This window comes from Alkalicoccobacillus murimartini (assembly GCF_030813245.1).
In the GTDB taxonomy this organism is placed as follows: Bacteria; Bacillota; Bacilli; order Bacillales; family Bacillaceae_D; genus Alkalicoccobacillus; species Alkalicoccobacillus murimartini.
Window position 1 is genome coordinate 162,976 of sequence record NZ_JAUSUA010000004.1, and the last position, 18,074, is coordinate 181,049.

Here is an 18,074-nt window from a genome sequence, read left to right on the forward strand (position 1 = left end):
AAAAACCCTAACCATTATGCTCATTAAACAGCATATTGGTTAGGGTTTTTTGTTCAATCATAATAAGAGTATTGCTACCGCTCCGGACATACATTCCGCTTTCCATGTATGTCCTACACTGGTTTAAGCTAATCAGTAAACCGAATTAGTGTTCTGTAGCTGTGAGACCCATTTAAATGATTGGCCTTTTCATTCATTAATAGGATTGTGTCCCAGACACTAGCTTAGATAGTCTTTTGAATGACACGCCATGCTGTTTCTCGTCCGTAGCCTGTTTCTGATGAAAACAAGATGAGCTGATCCTCTTCTCGTTTCCCTAATTCTTCTTTTATAATGTTTAAATGTTTTTGCCACTTTGACTTAGCAATTTTGTCGCATTTTGTCGCGATAAGAATGACAGGGATATCAAAGTGAATAAGCCAATCATACATAAGCTTGTCTTCTTTTGAAGGTTTGTGTCTTGAATCAATTAAAAGAACGACTCCTTTTAATTGTTCGCGTTCTGAGAGAAATTGCTCAATCATTTTTCCCCATTGGTCCCGTACTGACTTCGCTACTTTAGCGAATCCGTACCCTGGAACATCAACAAAATGGATCTTCTCATTAATTTCATAGAAATTGAGAGTTTGGGTCTTACCAGGCTGACCTGATGTTCTAGCCAGGCTTTTTCGATTAATCATTTTATTAATAAAAGACGATTTTCCAACATTGGACCTTCCCGCCAAGGCTATCTCTGGCAGAAAGGTTTTTGGATACTGTTCTGGTTTTACCGCAATATGAGCGAGGTCTACTTTTGTTATTTTCATTTGATTTCTCCTAAAGCGTGTTCTAGCACCTCATCTAGGTGTGACACGAGAATAAATTGGAGCTCATCGCGTACACTTTTAGGAATATCATCCAAGTCCTTCTCATTATCTTGAGGTATAATAATGGTCTTTAGGCCAGCACGATGGGCACTCATTGATTTTTCTTTTAAACCGCCTATAGGTAAGACACGTCCACGTAGAGTGATCTCTCCGGTCATGCCTACTTCCCGTTTGACGATACGTCCAGTTAGTGCTGAAATTAAGGCTGTTGCCATAGTAATACCAGCAGAAGGGCCGTCCTTTGGTGTAGCTCCCTCTGGAACATGAATGTGGATATCCATACTCTCATGGAATGATGGGTCAATATTTAATTGATTAGAGCGTGAACGAATGTAACTGAAAGCTGCCTGCGCAGATTCTTTCATTACATCTCCTAGCTTTCCTGTTAAGGTCAGCTTACCCTTTCCAGGCACCACAGATACCTCAATCGACAATGTATCTCCACCAGCAGATGTATAAGCTAGGCCCGTTGCCGCACCTATCTGATCTTCTACCTCGGCCAAGCCATAACGATAACGTGGTTTACCTAGCATCGTTTCAACCATCGCCTCTGTCACATTCACTCGTTTCTTCTCTTTTGTGACAAGCATCTTAGCTGCTTTTCGACAAAGGGTAGCGAGCTCACGTTCTAAATTCCTAACACCAGCTTCACGTGTATAGTATCGAATGACCTTTTGCAATGCATCTTCTGTTAGACGCATTTTGTTGCCATTAAGTCCGTGCTCTTTGATTTGTTTAGGAAATAAGTAGCTTTTAGCTATTTCTTTTTTCTCAAGCTCTGTATAGCCAGCAATTGAGATAATTTCCATACGATCAAGTAATGGACCAGGAATAGTACTAAGGTTGTTAGCCGTTGTCACAAACATGACTTTAGATAAGTCGTATGGCTCCTCTAGATAGTGATCACTAAAGGTATTGTTTTGTTCAGGATCTAGCACCTCAAGTAGCGCCGACGATGGATCTCCCCTGAAGTCGTTTGCCATTTTGTCTATTTCATCCAAAAGAAAGACTGGATTAACAGAACCGGCTTTTTTCATACCTTGTATAAGTCGTCCTGGCATCGCACCTACATACGTACGTCGATGTCCTCGGATTTCGGCTTCATCTCTAACTCCACCCAAAGACATTCTCACAAACTTACGATTAAGGGAACGTGCAATCGAGCGTGCTAATGATGTTTTTCCGACGCCTGGTGGGCCCGCTAAACATAAAATGGGACCTTTTAATTCTTGTGTCATTTGTCGGACAGCCAAGTATTCTAGAACTCGTTCTTTGACCTTTTCCAAACCAAAATGATCTTCGTTTAAAATCTCTTCTGAACGAATGACATCCAATTGATCATCGGTTTCGTGAGTCCATGGCAATTGAATAAGCCAATCCAAATACGTACGCAGAACAGAGCTTTCTGCTGAGCTAGCTGGCATCTTCTCGAATCTGTCTAATTCTTTTAATGCTTTTTCTTTCACTTGTTTAGGCATCTCTATTGCCTCAATTTGTTCCCTGAGGCTACTCACTTCACCCGTCCGGCCATCTTTATCGCCAAGCTCTTTTTGGATAGCCTTCATTTGTTCACGCAAGTAATATTCTTTTTGGGTTTTTTCCATTGATTTTTTGACACGCTGGCTGATTTTTTTCTCTAAGCCTAAAACTTCTTGCTCATTGTTAAGAATATCAATCAGTTTGACTAACCGAGCGTGAATGGAATTCGTTTCAAGTAGTTCCTGCTTTTGCTGCAGTTTAAGAGGCAGGTTCGCTGCAATGACATCTGTTAATTGACTAGCTTCCGTAATATCTGCAACAATGGCTAACGTTTCTGCAGAAATCTTCTTAGATAGCTTCGAGAATTGTTCAAACATCGACATAACATGACGCATCATTGCTTGAACTTCCGCCGTAACTTCTGTATCCAACTCTTTAAGTTCAGAGATTTCTACGTGAAGGTAGGCTTCATTAGTAATGTACCGTTCTATTTTGGCACGATTCATTCCCTCTACATGGATTCTTACTGTTCCATTAGATAGCTTCGTCATTTCTTTTACACGAGCTAATGTTCCGACTGTATAAATGTCTCCCTCAGTTGGTTGATCTAGCTTAATTTCTTTCTGAGTAGACAGAAAAATCTCTTGGTCATCTTCCATCGCTTGCTGTAAGGCCTCTACGGATTTTGTTCTTCCTACATCTAAATGAAGAACCATCTTTGGAAATACCAATAACCCCCGCAAAGGCAGAAGCGGAATATGCCGTTTCTTTTCTGTTTCGACCATCCGCAAACACCTCCGAATCCTGTTCCAGACAAATCAGACGAGGATTAGTTTCTCCAAGACCCTAATCCTCGTGCTGTTATCGTAGTCTATGCGTTCTTTACGTATTACGCGCACACTAATATCAATTCTTTTTGATAGCTGTCAGCCTTTAGATCATACACTGATAGGCACTTTCTCAATTCTATCTTATCCACGTTTTTTTGTCTATTTATACAGATGTCGCAACAGAATCATTCAAGGATACTTGTGCAGGGATTGTTTCTGCCTTTTCAGATGGAAGCAATGATAGCTCAAGAACCTCATCTAATGTTTTTACAGGAATAACTTCTATATCTTCAATTTCTTGAAGGATCGACTCTGCATTTTCAAAAGGAATAAGTACTTTTGTTACCCCTGCGAGCTTTGCTGCCTCTACTTTAGCGACAACACCGCCTATTGGTTTCACATGTCCACGAATACTCAATTCTCCAGTCATCGCAAGATTATGCCTGATTGGTTGGTCATGAATGGCTGAATAAATGCCACTAGCAATAGCGATACCCGCAGAAGGTCCATCTACAGGACCTCCCCCTGGAAAATTCACATGGATATCAAAATCAGCGGTAGGAAGACCCATTCTTCTTAACACCGTAACAACATTCTCGACAGATCCTTTAGCCATACTTTTTCTGCGAATAGAGCGGGACTGGTTCCCAGTACTCTCTTCCTCAGCAATTCCTGTTATATTAATCGTACCTTTATGTTTATTCGGAATAACATTCACTTCAATCTCTAATAAAGCACCCATATTGGGACCATATACAGCCAACCCATTTACCAAACCAATAGATGGTTCTTCATGAATCCGTTTTTCTGGTCGCGGTGAGATCTGACCGGCATGTAACACCCACTCAATATCACTCACTGTAATTCGTTTGCGTCCATCTGCTAATGAAAGACCTGATGCAATCTGAATAACATTAACCGTTTCTCGACCATTCGTTGCATACTTTGATACTTTACTTCCTGCTTCTTCATCTAATTCAAAGTGAATCTTTTGTGCTGCATTTTGTGCGATGCTTAGTATCTCTTCTGGTTTCAATGATCGAAAGAACACTTCCATACACCTGGATCTAATCGCAGGTGGCAACTCTTCTGGACGTCTTGTGGTTGCAGCAATTAATCGAAAATCAGCTGGCAATCCCTTCTGAAAAATCTCATGTATATGCCTTGGAATCTGTTGGTTCTCTTCATTGTAATAAACACTTTCCAAAAACACTTTACGATCTTCCAGCACCTTCAATAATTTGTTCTGTTGAATTGAATGTAGTTCTCCAATTTCATCAATAAAGAGCACTCCACCATGCGCTTTTGATACCGCTCCTTGCTTCGGTTGCGGAATTCCAGCCTGCCCCATGGCTCCAGCTCCTTGATAAATAGGATCATGCACTGAACCAATTAACGGATCCGCAATACCGCGCTCATCAAAACGAGACGTTGTCCCGTCTAGTTCTACAAATACAGCATTTGTGGCAAAGGGTGAGTCCGCATGCTTTTTAGCTTCCTGCAGTACAAGTCTTGCTGCAGCTGTTTTACCTACACCAGGTGGCCCATAGATGATGACGTGCTGTGGATTTGGCCCACAAAGTGCTGCCTTTAGTGCCCGAATTCCCTCACGTTGACCAACAATGTCATCAAAGCTGGCCGGTCTTACCTTTTCAGATAAAGGTTCAGAAAGCTTAATAGCTCTCATCTTTCTTAGCTGTTCCATTTCTTTTTTGGACTCTTTGTCAATACTCACTCGTTGACTACGCTGCCCTTTTAATAAGTTCCAAAAGTAAATCCCAATGACTACACCAAAAAACAGCTGTACGATTAATACAATACTTGTCCAGTTCACACGATTGCCTCCTGTCGCTGTCGAATCTTTACATAGTATGACCGAACGCGAAGGGACTCATTACGCCTTATGAGACTATCTTATAGTAATTAATGGAAGATCTATTTATGGAAATAAAAAAAGGAGGAGCGATCACTCGCTCCTCCTTCTTCTTATGCACTTTCTTTTGGTTCTTTATTGGAGATGGTAATTTCCGTACCATCATCTGATTTCAAGATTGGCGCTTCACCTTCAGTGATACACTTATCATGAATGATACATTTGACGATATCTTCTCTCGAAGGTAGGTCAAACATAACATCAAGCATGATTCCTTCGATGATTGAACGCAATCCACGAGCACCTGTTTTTCGCTCAATCGCTTTATTTGCAATTTCAATTAAAGCTTGCTCAGTGAATTCTAACTCAACATCATCAAGCTCAAGTAACTTTTGATATTGTTTCACTAGAGCGTTTTTAGGTTGCGTTAAGATCTCAACTAGAGCCTTAGCATCAAGCGGTTCTAAACTAGAAATGACCGGAAGACGACCGATAAACTCAGGAATCAAACCAAATCGTAATAGATCCTCTGGAAGGACTTTCGCTAGATATTCACCTGGCTTAAGCTCTTCTTGCTTCACATCAGAACCGAATCCAATGATCTTTTTACCTAAACGACGTTTGATGATCTGCTCAACACCATCAAATGCTCCGCCACAAATAAATAGAACATTTGTCGTATCAATTTGAATAAATTCTTGATGAGGATGCTTACGCCCACCTTGAGGTGGAACACTTGCTGTTGTACCTTCAAGAATTTTCAATAGAGCTTGTTGTACACCTTCACCAGACACATCACGTGTAATAGAAGGGTTCTCTGACTTACGAGCCACTTTATCAATTTCGTCAATATAGATAATACCTTTTTCGGCTTTTTCAACATCGTAATCAGCAGCTTGAATCAATTTAAGTAAGATATTCTCAACATCTTCCCCAACATAACCAGCTTCAGTTAAAGAAGTCGCATCTGCAACTGCAAATGGAACATTAAGAATACGAGCCAATGTTTGTGCAAGTAACGTCTTCCCACTACCTGTTGGTCCAATCATACAAATATTACTCTTAGCCAATTCAACATCTTCAGAACGGCTTAGTGAGTTAATTCGCTTATAGTGATTGTAAACAGCTACAGAAAGAGATTTCTTCGCATTCCCTTGACCAATAACATAATCATCTAATACTTCACAGATTTCGTATGGTTTTGGAATTTCTTGAAACTCAACTTCTTCTTCTGTTCCAAGCTCTTCTTCCACTATCTCTGTGCAAAGTTCAATACATTCATCACATATATACACACCTGGTCCTGCTACAAGCTTACGAACCTGGTCTTGAGTTTTTCCACAGAAAGAACACTTTAATTGTCCTTTTTCTTCGTTAAACTTAAACATGAGATCACCCCTCAGAAAATATTGTATCATTTGCGCACGTATCATGACTATTGATTTAACTTATCTCCATAACTAATGATGCATGCCATACTTTATAAGAATAGCGGTCATTAAGTTCTTGATCCAAACTCTCCTTCAATAATCTCCGTGCACATCTCAACACACTCATCACATATACTCACACCTGGTCCTGCTACAATTTTACGAACTTGATCTTGAGCTTTACCACAGAAAGAACAAGTTAGTCCTTTTTTGTTGTTATTCACTATGAGATCACTCCTAAAATAGGTCCAATTCAAACTTACTTCATAACATCTACTTTCTAGTCATCTGTTCATGTTATGAGCAATGAGTTCCAGCTATTGTAGCACAATTTGAATTGCACTACACACAATAACAACTTCTATGTACGATTGATTTTGCATTAACCATGTACTACATGAACAATGGTTATATGTTAGTGTATGTCTAGATACTGTATACATTCAAGATTCCATCCTCAAAATCCTTTTTCTGCGAAAAGATTTTTCGTATAGTCTCCTAAGCATGTTCAAATTAACCGCTCGGCATACATTCTTTTAAACATAATAAGGAAGAAAAACAAGGTGCGTCCAAGTCCGCACCTTGTTATTTTTAATTAACATTAAGCTGTTTTGCTTTGTTCTAATAATAGATCTACAGCTTTTTGAATTTTTAGATCTTCTTTCAAGTTGTTAATGCCACCTTGTGCAGTGAAGATTGTGCGAATCTCTTCAACAGAACGTTGATACATTTCAGCCATTTTTTCAAGCTCTTTATCTACGTCTGCATCTTCTACTTCAATCTCTTCTTTGATAGAAATTGCTTCAAGTACTAGATTTGCTTTCACACGTTTGCCAGCATCTTCTTTGAACTGCTCACGCATTGCTTCTTCATTTTGACCAGAGAACTGATAATACGTATCAAGATCCATTCCTTGGCTTTGAAGGCGTTGACCAAATTCTTGAAGCATACGGTCAGTTTCTGTTGTGATCATTGCTTCAGGAATATCTACTGTAGCATTTTCAGTTGCTTGTTCAATTAGAGATTCACGTGTTGTGTTCTCAGCAGTATCTTTCTTTTGCTTTTCAAGTTTTTCTTTTACTTCTTTTTTAAGTTCATCTAGAGTCTCAACATTTTCGTTTACATCTTTAGCAAACTCATCGTTTAGCTCAGGAAGCTCTTTACGCTTAATTTCATGAAGCTTCACTTTGAATGTCGCTGGTTGGCCAGCAAGCTCTTCTGCATGATATTCTTCAGGGAATGTAACTTCAACTTCTTTCTCTTCTCCAGCTTTAAGACCAATTACCTGCTCTTCAAAGCCTGGGATAAATGAGTTTGAACCTACTTCTAGAGAATAGTTTTCAGCCGTGCCGCCTTCAAATGCTTCACCATTAGCGAAACCTTCAAAGTCAATAACAGCTGTATCTCCATCTTCAACAGCTCCGTCTTCAACAACAACAAGCTCAGCTTGATGCCCTTGTAGATGCTTAAGTTCTGCTTCAATGTCTTCTTCTGTTACTTCTGTATCTTGTGCTTCTACTTCTAAGCCTTTGTACTCGCCAAGCTCAACTTCTGGCTTAACAGTTACTGTCGCTTTAAAAATAAGGTTGCTACCTTTTTCCATCTTCTCGATATCAATATCAGGACGGTCTACTGGTGTAATTCCAGATTCGTCAACTGCTGCTGCATATGCTTCTGGAAGAAGAATATCTAGAGCATCTTGATAAAGAGACTCTACGCCAAATTGCTTTTCGAACATACCGCGTGGAACTTTCCCTTTACGGAATCCAGGGATGTTTACTTTTTTAGATACTTTCTTAAATGCTTCGTCTAAAGCTGTTGTTACTTTCTCTGCTTCAACCTCTACTGTTAAGACTCCTTGATTTCCTTCTTGCTTTTCCCATTTTGCACTCATACATGTTCCCTCCAACTATATCTTCGTTCGTTAAAACGATTGATTTTCCGTTATTCATGATTGACAACCACACTATTATAACATAAAGCCTTTGCTTTTCAATGGAAGCGCCTGAATTAGCAGGAGCTACTTTCATTTTTTTTCTACGTTCGTAATTGTTATGTATCTGTATCCCTAAAATCAGTCGGTCCCTGCTTAAATATCTGTTGCTCCAATTCTTCAATTACTGCTACTTTCTCAAGAACATCTGAGACAGAACAGCTATATTGATCGGCTATTTCTTCTTCAAGGTCATCTAAAGCCAAGCGATCACACGCCAACAAATGGAACGAAGCTGCATACACATTTACCTCGTTCTCTTCGGGTAAAAAAGGAAACAGCACAAGCAAGTGCATAATCATAAGCTGTGTAGCCATTTCATGAAGAATAGGATTTTCGTGTTCAAGCTGTTCTGATAAGATGTCTTTTATCTTATTAGAGAATGCAGTCATACCATCACTTCCCACAAGCTTAGCTGGGACAATGGTTTTTGTTCGACCAAGTTTTGAGATCGTAACCTCACTCGAGATCTCCCATTTCATTAAAAGCTGCAGGGCATAGCTGCGTAAAAGCAGATCTTTGTTCGGGTCTTCTATGTACGTAATAAGTTCTGGTGTCGCCTTGTGTAGATTTGCTTTATTTAAGGATTGGATCGCTTGCCATTGCACTTCTGGAGAATCCGATTGAAGATGTTCAGTTTGAAGAATCCCCGAATCATCAGGCTCAACTTCTGTAGGGTAAAACTCAGTTGAAAAGTAACCGTCCGTCATTTGCCGGCTAAAATGAAGGAGCTTATAAAGCGTCTCCGCGTGTTGAGGTGGAAAACGATTTTCAGCCAACACCGCATCAAGAATCTCAATGACTTCCTCGTACCGGGATAGTTGCACCAGTAAAGAGATATGAACTTGCAAATTCTCAAAGTAATCACCGGTACCTTCTTTGAGTAGCTTATCCGTCATTTGCACAGCCTCATCTAGACGACCCAATTCCACAAGGCTAAGCATCATCCCGAATCGGACCTTTGGATTCTCAGGCTCTACTTTTTCAGCTTGCTGAAAATAGTCGTAGGCCGCCTGACCATCTTTTGCCTTTAAGGAGTCCATACCTAGTTCAAGCAATCTACGAACTAAGCCAGGATAAAGAACGATATTAGATTCGTTTTGCTCGTGTGATTTGTCGGTCATTCGTTTTACTCCCGCTCCTATTGGACTAGTCTTTTTACTAAAGTTAGGTAAAGTGTATCAGTTCCTCCTTCTCATTACAAACTACGATTGTTCCTTTTGAAAAAAGGAGATATCTTTATCGAAAAAGATATCTCCTCGTGTAGGTAAATGCTACCCTTTACCTAGATGCTTCAAACGCTTTTATTTCTTTTTCATGTAAAAGGGTTAAGCCTATTTCATCCCAGCCATTTAGAAGCATCTTTTTCCAATAGGGATCAATGGTAAAGGAAGCCTCAAACCCTTCTCCCGTTACTAATTGTTGTTCCAAATCAATCGTTAATGAATAAATGTCCTTTTCAGCAAATGTAAAAAGGTTATTCACTGTCTCTTCATCTAATTGAATCGGTAACATTCCGTTTTTTACACAGTTATTATAGAAGATGTCTGCAAAGCTCGGGGCAATAATAACACGGAAACCATAATCATGAAGAGCCCAGGGAGCATGCTCTCTTGATGAACCACAACCAAAATTATTACCTGCAATCAAGACGGATGCATTAGCCGATTCAGGTTTGTTTAACGAAAAATCAGGATTATCACTGCCATCCTGCTGAAAACGCCAATCAAAAAATAAAAATTGCCCAAAGCCCGTTCGTTCCACACGCTTTAGAAACTGTTTTGGAATGATCTGATCCGTATCCACGTTGACTCGGTTTAGTGCAGCGGTTTGCCCTGTGTGTGTAGTTAATGGCTCCATCTATCTCACCCTTTCTCCGGTACGGTTGCTTCAGTCTTAAACGTTCGGACGTCTACAAAATGACCAGCAATCGCTGTTGCAGCTGCCATTTCAGGACTGACTAAATGAGTACGAGATCCTTTACCTTGTCTTCCTTCAAAATTACGGTTAGAGGTAGAGGCACAACGCTGTCCTTCTGGAACTACATCTGGGTTCATACTTAAACACATACTACATCCAGATTCACGCCATTCAAATCCCGCATCCTTAAATACTTGATCTAAGCCTTCTTTCTCAGCTTGTTTCTTCACACGCTGAGAGCCAGGTACAACTAATGCACGAACATGATCTGAAACCTTCCTACCTTGAATGATACTCGCCGCGGCCCGCAAATCAGTGATGCGGGAGTTGGTACAGGACCCAATAAAAACATGTTGTACTTTAATAGAAGAAATCGGTGTTCCTGGAGTCAAATCCATGTACTCTAATGCCTGCTCAATGCCTCTCCGACCAGAATCACTTGTTGCATCGTCAGGCGAAGGAACCGTATCTGAAATTCGTACACCTTGAGAGGGATTCGTTCCCCATGTCACCATTGGTTCAATTTCCGAGGAATCGATGGTAACTGTACGATCATATACAGCTCCTTCATCCGTCGCAAGCTCCCTCCATGACTGAACTGCTTCCTCAAAGGCCTCTCCTTTAGGTACAAATGAACGGCCTTCTAAATAATCAAATGTCACTTGGTCCGGACTAATTAATCCAGCCTTGGCACCTGCCTCAATAGACATATTACAGACCGTCATTCGTTCCTCCATCGTCAAACCACGAATGGCTTCACCGGTGAATTCGATAATCGATCCTGTTCCTACATCTACACCAAACTTCGAAATAATCGCTAAAATGACATCTTTTGCAGAAATACCGGTACCTAGCGTACCTGTGATGCGAACCTCTAACGTCTTTGGTTTTGACTGCCACAAAGATTGAGTAGCTAGCACATGCTCTACTTCACTTGTGCCAATTCCAAAGGCAATGGCACCAAATGCACCATGAGTAGATGTATGACTATCGCCACATACAATCGTTTTACCTGGCTGTGTTAGGCCAAGTTCTGGACCAATCACATGAACAATTCCATTTTCAGGGCTCTTAAGATCGGCAATTTCCACTCCAAACTCTTTACAGTTCTCAGCTAGTGTATCCATTTGTTTTCGTGCGATCATATCCGTTATATCATATCGATTCACTGTCGGTACATTGTGATCCATTGTCGCAAAGGTGAGATCTGGACGCCTTACCTTCCTACCAGCAAGTCTAAGTCCTTCGAATGCTTGAGGGGAGGTAACCTCATGTACAAGATGCAAGTCAACATATAATAAACTTGGTTTCCCCTCTTCTGCGGTTACTTCATGTGCATTCCAAATCTTCTCTATAATTGTTTTAGGTGCCATTGCCATTCCTCCTCTTTCTGACATCGGTTATTTCGTTGATCCTATATACTGAAGAACTGCATCCGTCATTTCAGACGTAGACACAGCTTCTTGATTTCCATAAACAAGGTCTGCCGTTCTAATGCCTGAATCTAAGGCTTTATTGATTGCATTTAGAATGTCACGAGCTTCATCTTCCATATGAAAGGCATATTTGAGCATCATCGCGGTAGAAGCAATTGTAGCTAAGGGATTAGCCAAGCCTTTACCTGCTATGTCTGGAGCAGAACCATGAATGGGCTCATAGATCCCTGGCCCATCCGCACTAAGACTTGCAGACGGCAATAAACCAAGTGATCCAGAGATCATAGAGGCTTCATCACTTAAAATATCCCCAAATAAATTCTCTGTAACTAGCACGTCAAATTGGCGTGGGTTTCGAATAAGCTGCATCGCTGCGTTATCGACAAGCATGTGTTCTAGTGACACGTTCGGAAACTCTTCAGAGATTTCATTAGCGATTTGTCTCCAAAGTCTACTTGATTCCAACACATTGGCTTTATCTACTGACATCACCTTGCCACCTCGTACCTCTGCCAGTTGAAAAGCCATCCGAATGATTCGTTCTATCTCACTGCGTTTGTACGTGAGTGTATCAACCGCACCCTCTTCTCCATCGATGTCCAAGCGCTCGCTCGGTTCTCCAAAATAAAGACCACCCGTCAGCTCTCTGACGATTAACAAGTCGATATCTCGCACTACTTCTTCTTTTATAGTTGACTCTGAAACCAAACTATTATAGATCGAAACAGGTCGTAAATTAGAGAATAGCTGTAATTCTTTTCTAATTCGTAACAAGCCTTTTTCTGGACGAAGGTGAGCAGGATTCGCGTCCCATTTCGGTCCACCAACTGCTCCTAGTAAGATCGCATCACTTTCTTTACACAAAGCCAATGTATCGCTTGGAAGAGGGTCATTAAATTGATCAATGGCTGTTCCCCCAATGGCCGCGCTCTGATACGTAAATTCATGTCCGTATTGCTTTCCAATTTCGTCTAAGACACGTGTTGCCTCTGCCACAACTTCAGGACCAATCCCATCACCAGGCAGAAGTGTAATCGATTTTTTCATATGAGACAGCTCTCCTATATGTTCACCTTATTGTTCTGTTCCTGTCCGTAGGCTTTACGGATTAATGTTCGATTTACTGCGTTAATATATGCCTTTGCAGAAGCTTCAAGTACATCATGAGCTGTTCCTCTTCCAGAGGATTCGATGCCATCATATTTCACTTGAACATACACTTCTGCCAGGGCATCACCACCACCATTTACTGACTGAATTCGATAGTCACGGAGTGAGACAGGCCCGTCTATAATTCTCTCAAGCGTATTGTATATAGCTTCCACACTACCTGATCCTGTAGCTGCCTCCTGAGTAATTTCACCAGTTGGTAGCTTCATTGTAATGGCTGCAGTTGGAATATTATTAGTGCCATAATTAACCTGAACCGTTTGAAGTTCATAAGACTCTTGAATCGCATCTGTCATCGTTTCTGTCATTAATGCATATAAGTCGTCTTCTGTTACCTCTTTTTTCTTATCACACAAATCTTTGAAAGCATCAAAGATCTGTTGGAATTGCGTATTGTCTCCCGCAAATCCAAGTTCGGTTAATTTATCCTTAAAGGCATGGCGACCAGAATGCTTACCTAGAACCATTGAACTTTCACTCACACCTACAAGCTCCGGCGTAATAATTTCATAGGTTTCTTTGTTCTTTAGCATCCCGTCTTGATGAATACCTGATTCATGAGCGAAAGCATTAGCGCCAACAACGGCTTTATTGCCCGGTACAGGCATGTTTGCTAGCTTACTAACTAATGAACTCGTTCGTTTGATTTCTTTTAATGTTAGACCTGTATCGGCTTTGTAATAGTCTTTTCGGATATTAAGAGCAACTGAAATTTCTTCGAGTGCCGCATTACCCGCTCGTTCGCCAATTCCATTAACCGTACACTCTACTTGACCAGCACCATTTTGAATAGCCGCTAATGAGTTTGCAACAGCCATACCCAAATCATCATGGTTATGAGTAGATAAAATAACCTTCTCGATACTTGGAACATTCTGCTTCATGTAAGCAAACATATTTCCAATTTCGTGAGGGGTTGTGAACCCAACAGTGTCTGGTAAATTAATCACTGTCGCTCCTGCTTGAATCGCTTCTTCAACCAATCTTGCCAAAAAAGGAAGTTCTGCACGACTTGCATCCTCGGCTGAAAATTGAACCTGTGGAAACTTTGATGCAGCTAGCTTAATACTTTGTACTGCCCGTTCCACCACTTGATCTGGCGTCATATTTAATTTGTATTGCATATGAATTGGTGATGAAGCAATAAAGACATGAATTCGAGGTTCTGCACTGTCTTTTAAGGCTTCCCAAGCCGTATCAATATCAGATTGTACGGCACGGGCCAGGCCCGTAACCGAACTATTTTTAATCGTTTTTGCAATCTGCTGAACCGATTGGAAGTCTCCTTTTGAAGAGGCTGGAAAACCAGCCTCCATGATATCCACTCCAAGGCGTTCAAGTTGTCTAGCAATCTCAAGCTTTTCTTCTAAATTAAGATTTACGCCTGCCGATTGCTCGCCATCTCTCAAGGTTGTATCAAAGACATTAATTTTTCGCACTGCCCACCACTCCTTTTGATTTACCTTTCACAAATGGCATCATTTCACGAAGCTCACGACCTACTACTTCGATTGGATGATTTTTCTCCGCTTCGTTAATAGCTGTATATTCAGGACGATTTGCTTGGTTCTCTAGAATCCAACCTTTTGCAAATTTCCCTGTTTGGATATCAGAAAGAATGTCTTTCATTGCTTTTTTCGTTTCGTCTGTTACGATACGAGGTCCAGCTTGGAAATCTCCCCATTGAGCTGTATCAGAGATTGAATAACGCATGGTTTCAAGTCCACCCTCATACATTAGATCTACAATTAGCTTCAATTCATGTAAACACTCAAAGTAAGCTACTTCTGGTTGGTAACCAGCTTCAGTCAATGTTTCGAACCCAGCTTTTACAAGGGCCGCTGTTCCACCACATAATACAGCTTGCTCACCGAATAGATCTGTTTCTGTTTCTTCTTTAAATGTTGTTTCTAGAACTCCAGCACGCGCTGCACCAATTTGTTTCGCATATGCAAGAGCTGTGTCTTTAGCTTGACCTGTCGCATCTTGGAATACAGCAATCAATCCAGGTACACCTGCACCCTCTTCAAATGTACGACGAACAAGGTGACCTGGCCCTTTAGGAGCAACTAGGAATACATCTACATCTGCCGGAGGAACGATTTGGTTAAAATGAATATTAAAACCGTGTGCAAATACTAGTGATTTTCCTTTTGTTAATTCAGGCTCAATTTCATTTTTATAGATTGTTGGTTGATGCTCATCTGGAAGAAGGATCATGATAAGGTCTGCTTGAGCTGATGCGTCTCTAACTGTTTGTACGTCAAACCCATCCTCTGCTGCTTTATCCCATGACTTACCTTTACGCAAACCAACTACTACTTGAACACCGCTTTCGCGAAGGTTTAGAGCATGTGCATGACCTTGTGAACCATATCCAATGATTGCTACTGTTTTTCCTTGTAATACCGCTTCGTTAACATCACCGTTATAATATACTTTTGCCATTTAAAATCTCTCCTCTTTTGTTTGGGTTTTTGGTTTATATTTGGAATTTCACGTGTTCCCTTTAGTTAATTAAGCTAAGACGATTAGGCTCAGTGAAGACTTTTTTCGAACTTCTGCTTAAAGCAGTCTCCCCTGTTCTTGCCAATTCTTTAATTCCATATGGACGGAGTAAATCAATTAACGCCTCAACTTTTTCATGATCGCCTACCACTTGGAGGGTCATGCTCTCGCGCCCAATATCAATGGTTGAGGCACGAAAGGTATTAACAAGGGCCGAAATTTCACCCCGTTGTTCAGGCAAGGCGACAATTTTGATTAAAGCAAGTTCCCTTGCAATAATGGATTCATCTGTAATGTCCTTGACCTTCAAGACATCCACTTGTTTGTGCAGCTGCTTTAAAACCTGCTCTATATTGTTCATTGTGTCCGCCACTACAACAAAGGTCATTCTAGATACAGAAGGGTTCTCCGTTATTCCAACGGTAATGCTCTCAATATTAAAATGTCTTCTAGAAAAGAGACCGGTAATCCGGTTCAATACACCAGAGTTGTTATTTACAAGTGTTGATATCGTCCGTTTCATGGCGTTACCCCCTCCATTTGGTGATGTCCTTTGCCTGGACAGATCATCGGATAAACATTTTCTTCTTTTGCTACTCTGAAGTCCATTAATACTGGACCATCATGAGCAAGCATTTCATCAATAGCTGATTCCATATCTTTTAACTCATCGACCCTCATCGCTTTAATCGAATACGCATCAGCTAGTTTGACAAAGTCTGGCTGAATCGGGAATAAGGAATTGGAATAGCGCTCACCATGGAACAATTGTTGCCACTGACGAACCATACCAAGCGAGGCGTTATTAACAATGACAACCTTGACCGGAAGATTCAGTTCTTGCAAAATCGACAACTCTTGTAACGTCATTTGGAATCCAGCATCACCAACGATTGATACAACCGTTGATTGTGGCTCTGCAATTTGCGCACCAATCGCTGCTGGAAAACCAAACCCCATCGTTCCAAGACCTCCTGATGTAACCCAACGATTTGGCTTATCAAATTTATAAAATTGAGCCGACCACATCTGATGCTGCCCTACATCTGTAGTGACAATAGCTTCACCTTTTGTTTTCTCATAAATTTTTTCAATTAAATGCTGTGGTTTAATCACTTCATCCTCTTGCTTATACCAAAGTGGATAGTCAGACTTCATTTTCTGAAGGTCCGCTTTCCAAACCGCATGGTCTGCTTGCTCTCCGTTCTCGGCAATTAACAGTCTTAGGGCCTCTCCTGCATCTCCTACTACTGGAATTTGTGTTTCGATGTTTTTACCAATTTCAGCAGGATCCACATCGATATGAGCAACGGTTGCGTAAGGAGCAAAATAATCAAGCTTTCCTGTCAAACGATCATCAAAACGTGCGCCAATATTGATTAATAGATCTGCTTCATGCAAAGCCATGTTTGCTGCATACGTTCCATGCATACCTGCCATACCTAGATGTAATTCATGATTACCAGGGAAATTTCCTAATCCAAGCAATGTGTTTACAACAGGGATTTGTTGTTGTTCGACATATTCAAATAATTGTTCACTTGCTTTGGCATGTAAAATGCCTGCTCCTGCTAAAATAACTGGCTTTCTAGCTTTTGATACAGCTTCTGCAAGCTTTCTAATCTGCTGTTTGTTTGGAATCACAGTTGGTTGATAGCCTGGAAGATTTACTTCTTTACTGTAATCGAACAATCCAGACTCCTGAGAGACATCTTTTGGTAGATCAATTAATACGGGACCCGGTCTACCCGTTGTCGCAATATGAAATGCTTCTTTTATAATCCTCGGAAACTCCTCAACACTTCGAACCTGGAAGTTATGCTTTGTAATTGGCATTGTAATACCCAACATATCGGCCTCTTGAAAGGCATCTGTGCCAATAACTGACTTAGCTACTTGACCTGTGATAACAACAAGTGGAAGGGAATCAATCATCGCATCAGCAATTCCAGTTACTACATTGGTTGCACCAGGTCCTGATGTGACGACACATACACCTGGCTTCCCTGCTACTCTTGCATATCCTTCTGCGGCATGAATAGCTCCTTGCTCATGTCTTGCTAAGATATGGCGAATACCTGTTTTATAGATTTCATCATAAGTCGGAAGAATAGCTCCACCCGGATACCCAAAGATAACCTCTACATTTTCTTTTGCTAAAGCTTGAATCAACATGCCTGAACCAGTCATTTCTTTTGGCGCCTCATCCTCGTTGTGCTTGGCAACGTACTCCTGTTTCTTTGTTTTGGTTGACATCGTTGCTCCTCCTTTTTCGGATCCTTTGTGTATGAATTGATACATTAAAAACAAAAAAATCTTTCCGCGCCCAACAAGCTACATCTGCAGCTGAAGGGGCGAAAAGATTTACTTTTCACGGTACCACCCTAGTTCACCGGATTGAATCCGGTCTCATGGACAAAAACGTCTGTCCGTTTTGATAACGAGTGCTGGTACACTCGGCCTCCCTAGTAACACAGTGGTAAACACTGTCTGTTCAGTAAGGCTCTCAGAGGTGAGTTTCAGAATACCTTCTGCACCGTTTCTCAGCAACACGGCTCTCTTTAGCAGA

General features: G+C 41.0%; 13 protein-coding genes, 1 pseudogene and 1 other annotated feature (1 of these 15 running past the window's edge). All 14 genes and pseudogenes read right to left on the reverse strand.

Features of this window, described 5'->3' with window-relative positions; translation table 11 throughout:
* Positions 1-224: 224 nt before the first annotated feature.
* The 14 genes and pseudogenes from yihA to ilvB all read right to left on the reverse strand — a co-directional run bounded on the left by yihA (position 225) and on the right by ilvB (position 17,761).
* Complete coding sequence (gene yihA / locus J2S05_RS13845) at positions 225-806, reverse strand: ribosome biogenesis GTP-binding protein YihA/YsxC (RefSeq protein WP_306983768.1); 582 nt, start codon at positions 804-806, stop codon at positions 225-227.
* On the reverse strand, positions 803-3,130 hold the full coding sequence (gene lon, locus J2S05_RS13850) for an endopeptidase La (RefSeq protein ID WP_306983770.1): 2,328 nt from the start codon (positions 3,128-3,130) through the stop codon (positions 803-805). The genes yihA and lon overlap by 4 nt, the downstream gene beginning before the upstream one ends.
* A gap of 208 nt (positions 3,131-3,338) precedes the next feature.
* Positions 3,339-5,009, reverse strand: coding sequence for an ATP-dependent protease LonB (gene lonB, locus J2S05_RS13855; protein WP_306983772.1), 1,671 nt, complete (start codon positions 5,007-5,009; stop codon positions 3,339-3,341).
* 152 nt (positions 5,010-5,161) lie between these two features.
* Complete coding sequence (gene clpX / locus J2S05_RS13860) at positions 5,162-6,436, reverse strand: ATP-dependent protease ATP-binding subunit ClpX (protein WP_306983773.1); 1,275 nt, start codon at positions 6,434-6,436, stop codon at positions 5,162-5,164.
* 119 nt (positions 6,437-6,555) lie between these two features.
* Positions 6,556-6,705, reverse strand: a pseudogene (locus tag J2S05_RS13865) (ClpX C4-type zinc finger protein); the annotation flags it as partial.
* A 374-nt stretch (positions 6,706-7,079) separates the two neighbouring features.
* Complete coding sequence (tig, locus tag J2S05_RS13870; protein ID WP_306983774.1) at positions 7,080-8,372, reverse strand: trigger factor; 1,293 nt, start codon at positions 8,370-8,372, stop codon at positions 7,080-7,082.
* Between the two features lie 158 nt (positions 8,373-8,530).
* Positions 8,531-9,595 (reverse strand): tetratricopeptide repeat protein, encoded by a 1,065-nt coding sequence (locus J2S05_RS13875; protein ID WP_306983777.1) that lies wholly within the window; start codon positions 9,593-9,595, stop codon positions 8,531-8,533.
* Between the two features lie 157 nt (positions 9,596-9,752).
* Positions 9,753-10,331: a 3-isopropylmalate dehydratase small subunit gene (gene leuD, locus J2S05_RS13880; protein ID WP_306983778.1), complete on the reverse strand. Its 579-nt coding sequence runs from the start codon at positions 10,329-10,331 to the stop codon at positions 9,753-9,755.
* Between the two features lie 5 nt (positions 10,332-10,336).
* Positions 10,337-11,764, reverse strand: a complete 1,428-nt coding sequence (gene leuC, locus J2S05_RS13885; protein WP_306983780.1) for a 3-isopropylmalate dehydratase large subunit — start codon at positions 11,762-11,764, stop codon at positions 10,337-10,339.
* Positions 11,765-11,791: 27 nt separating this feature from the next.
* Positions 11,792-12,874, reverse strand: coding sequence for a 3-isopropylmalate dehydrogenase (gene leuB / locus J2S05_RS13890; protein ID WP_306983782.1), 1,083 nt, complete (start codon positions 12,872-12,874; stop codon positions 11,792-11,794).
* Between the two features lie 14 nt (positions 12,875-12,888).
* A complete protein-coding gene (locus tag J2S05_RS13895) occupies positions 12,889-14,436 on the reverse strand; it encodes a 2-isopropylmalate synthase (protein WP_306983784.1) in 1,548 nt (515 codons plus the stop codon).
* Complete coding sequence (gene ilvC, locus J2S05_RS13900) at positions 14,423-15,445, reverse strand: ketol-acid reductoisomerase (RefSeq protein WP_306983786.1); 1,023 nt, start codon at positions 15,443-15,445, stop codon at positions 14,423-14,425. Before ilvC ends, J2S05_RS13895 begins: the two co-directional genes overlap by 14 nt.
* Positions 15,446-15,506: 61 nt before the next feature.
* Positions 15,507-16,028, reverse strand: a complete 522-nt coding sequence (gene ilvN / locus J2S05_RS13905; RefSeq protein WP_306983787.1) for an acetolactate synthase small subunit — start codon at positions 16,026-16,028, stop codon at positions 15,507-15,509.
* On the reverse strand, positions 16,025-17,761 hold the full coding sequence (gene ilvB, locus J2S05_RS13910; protein WP_306983789.1) for an acetolactate synthase large subunit: 1,737 nt from the start codon (positions 17,759-17,761) through the stop codon (positions 16,025-16,027). Before ilvB ends, ilvN begins: the two co-directional genes overlap by 4 nt.
* A gap of 91 nt (positions 17,762-17,852) precedes the next feature.
* Positions 17,853-18,074 (reverse strand) — a binding site (T-box leader) (it continues 35 nt past the right edge of the window).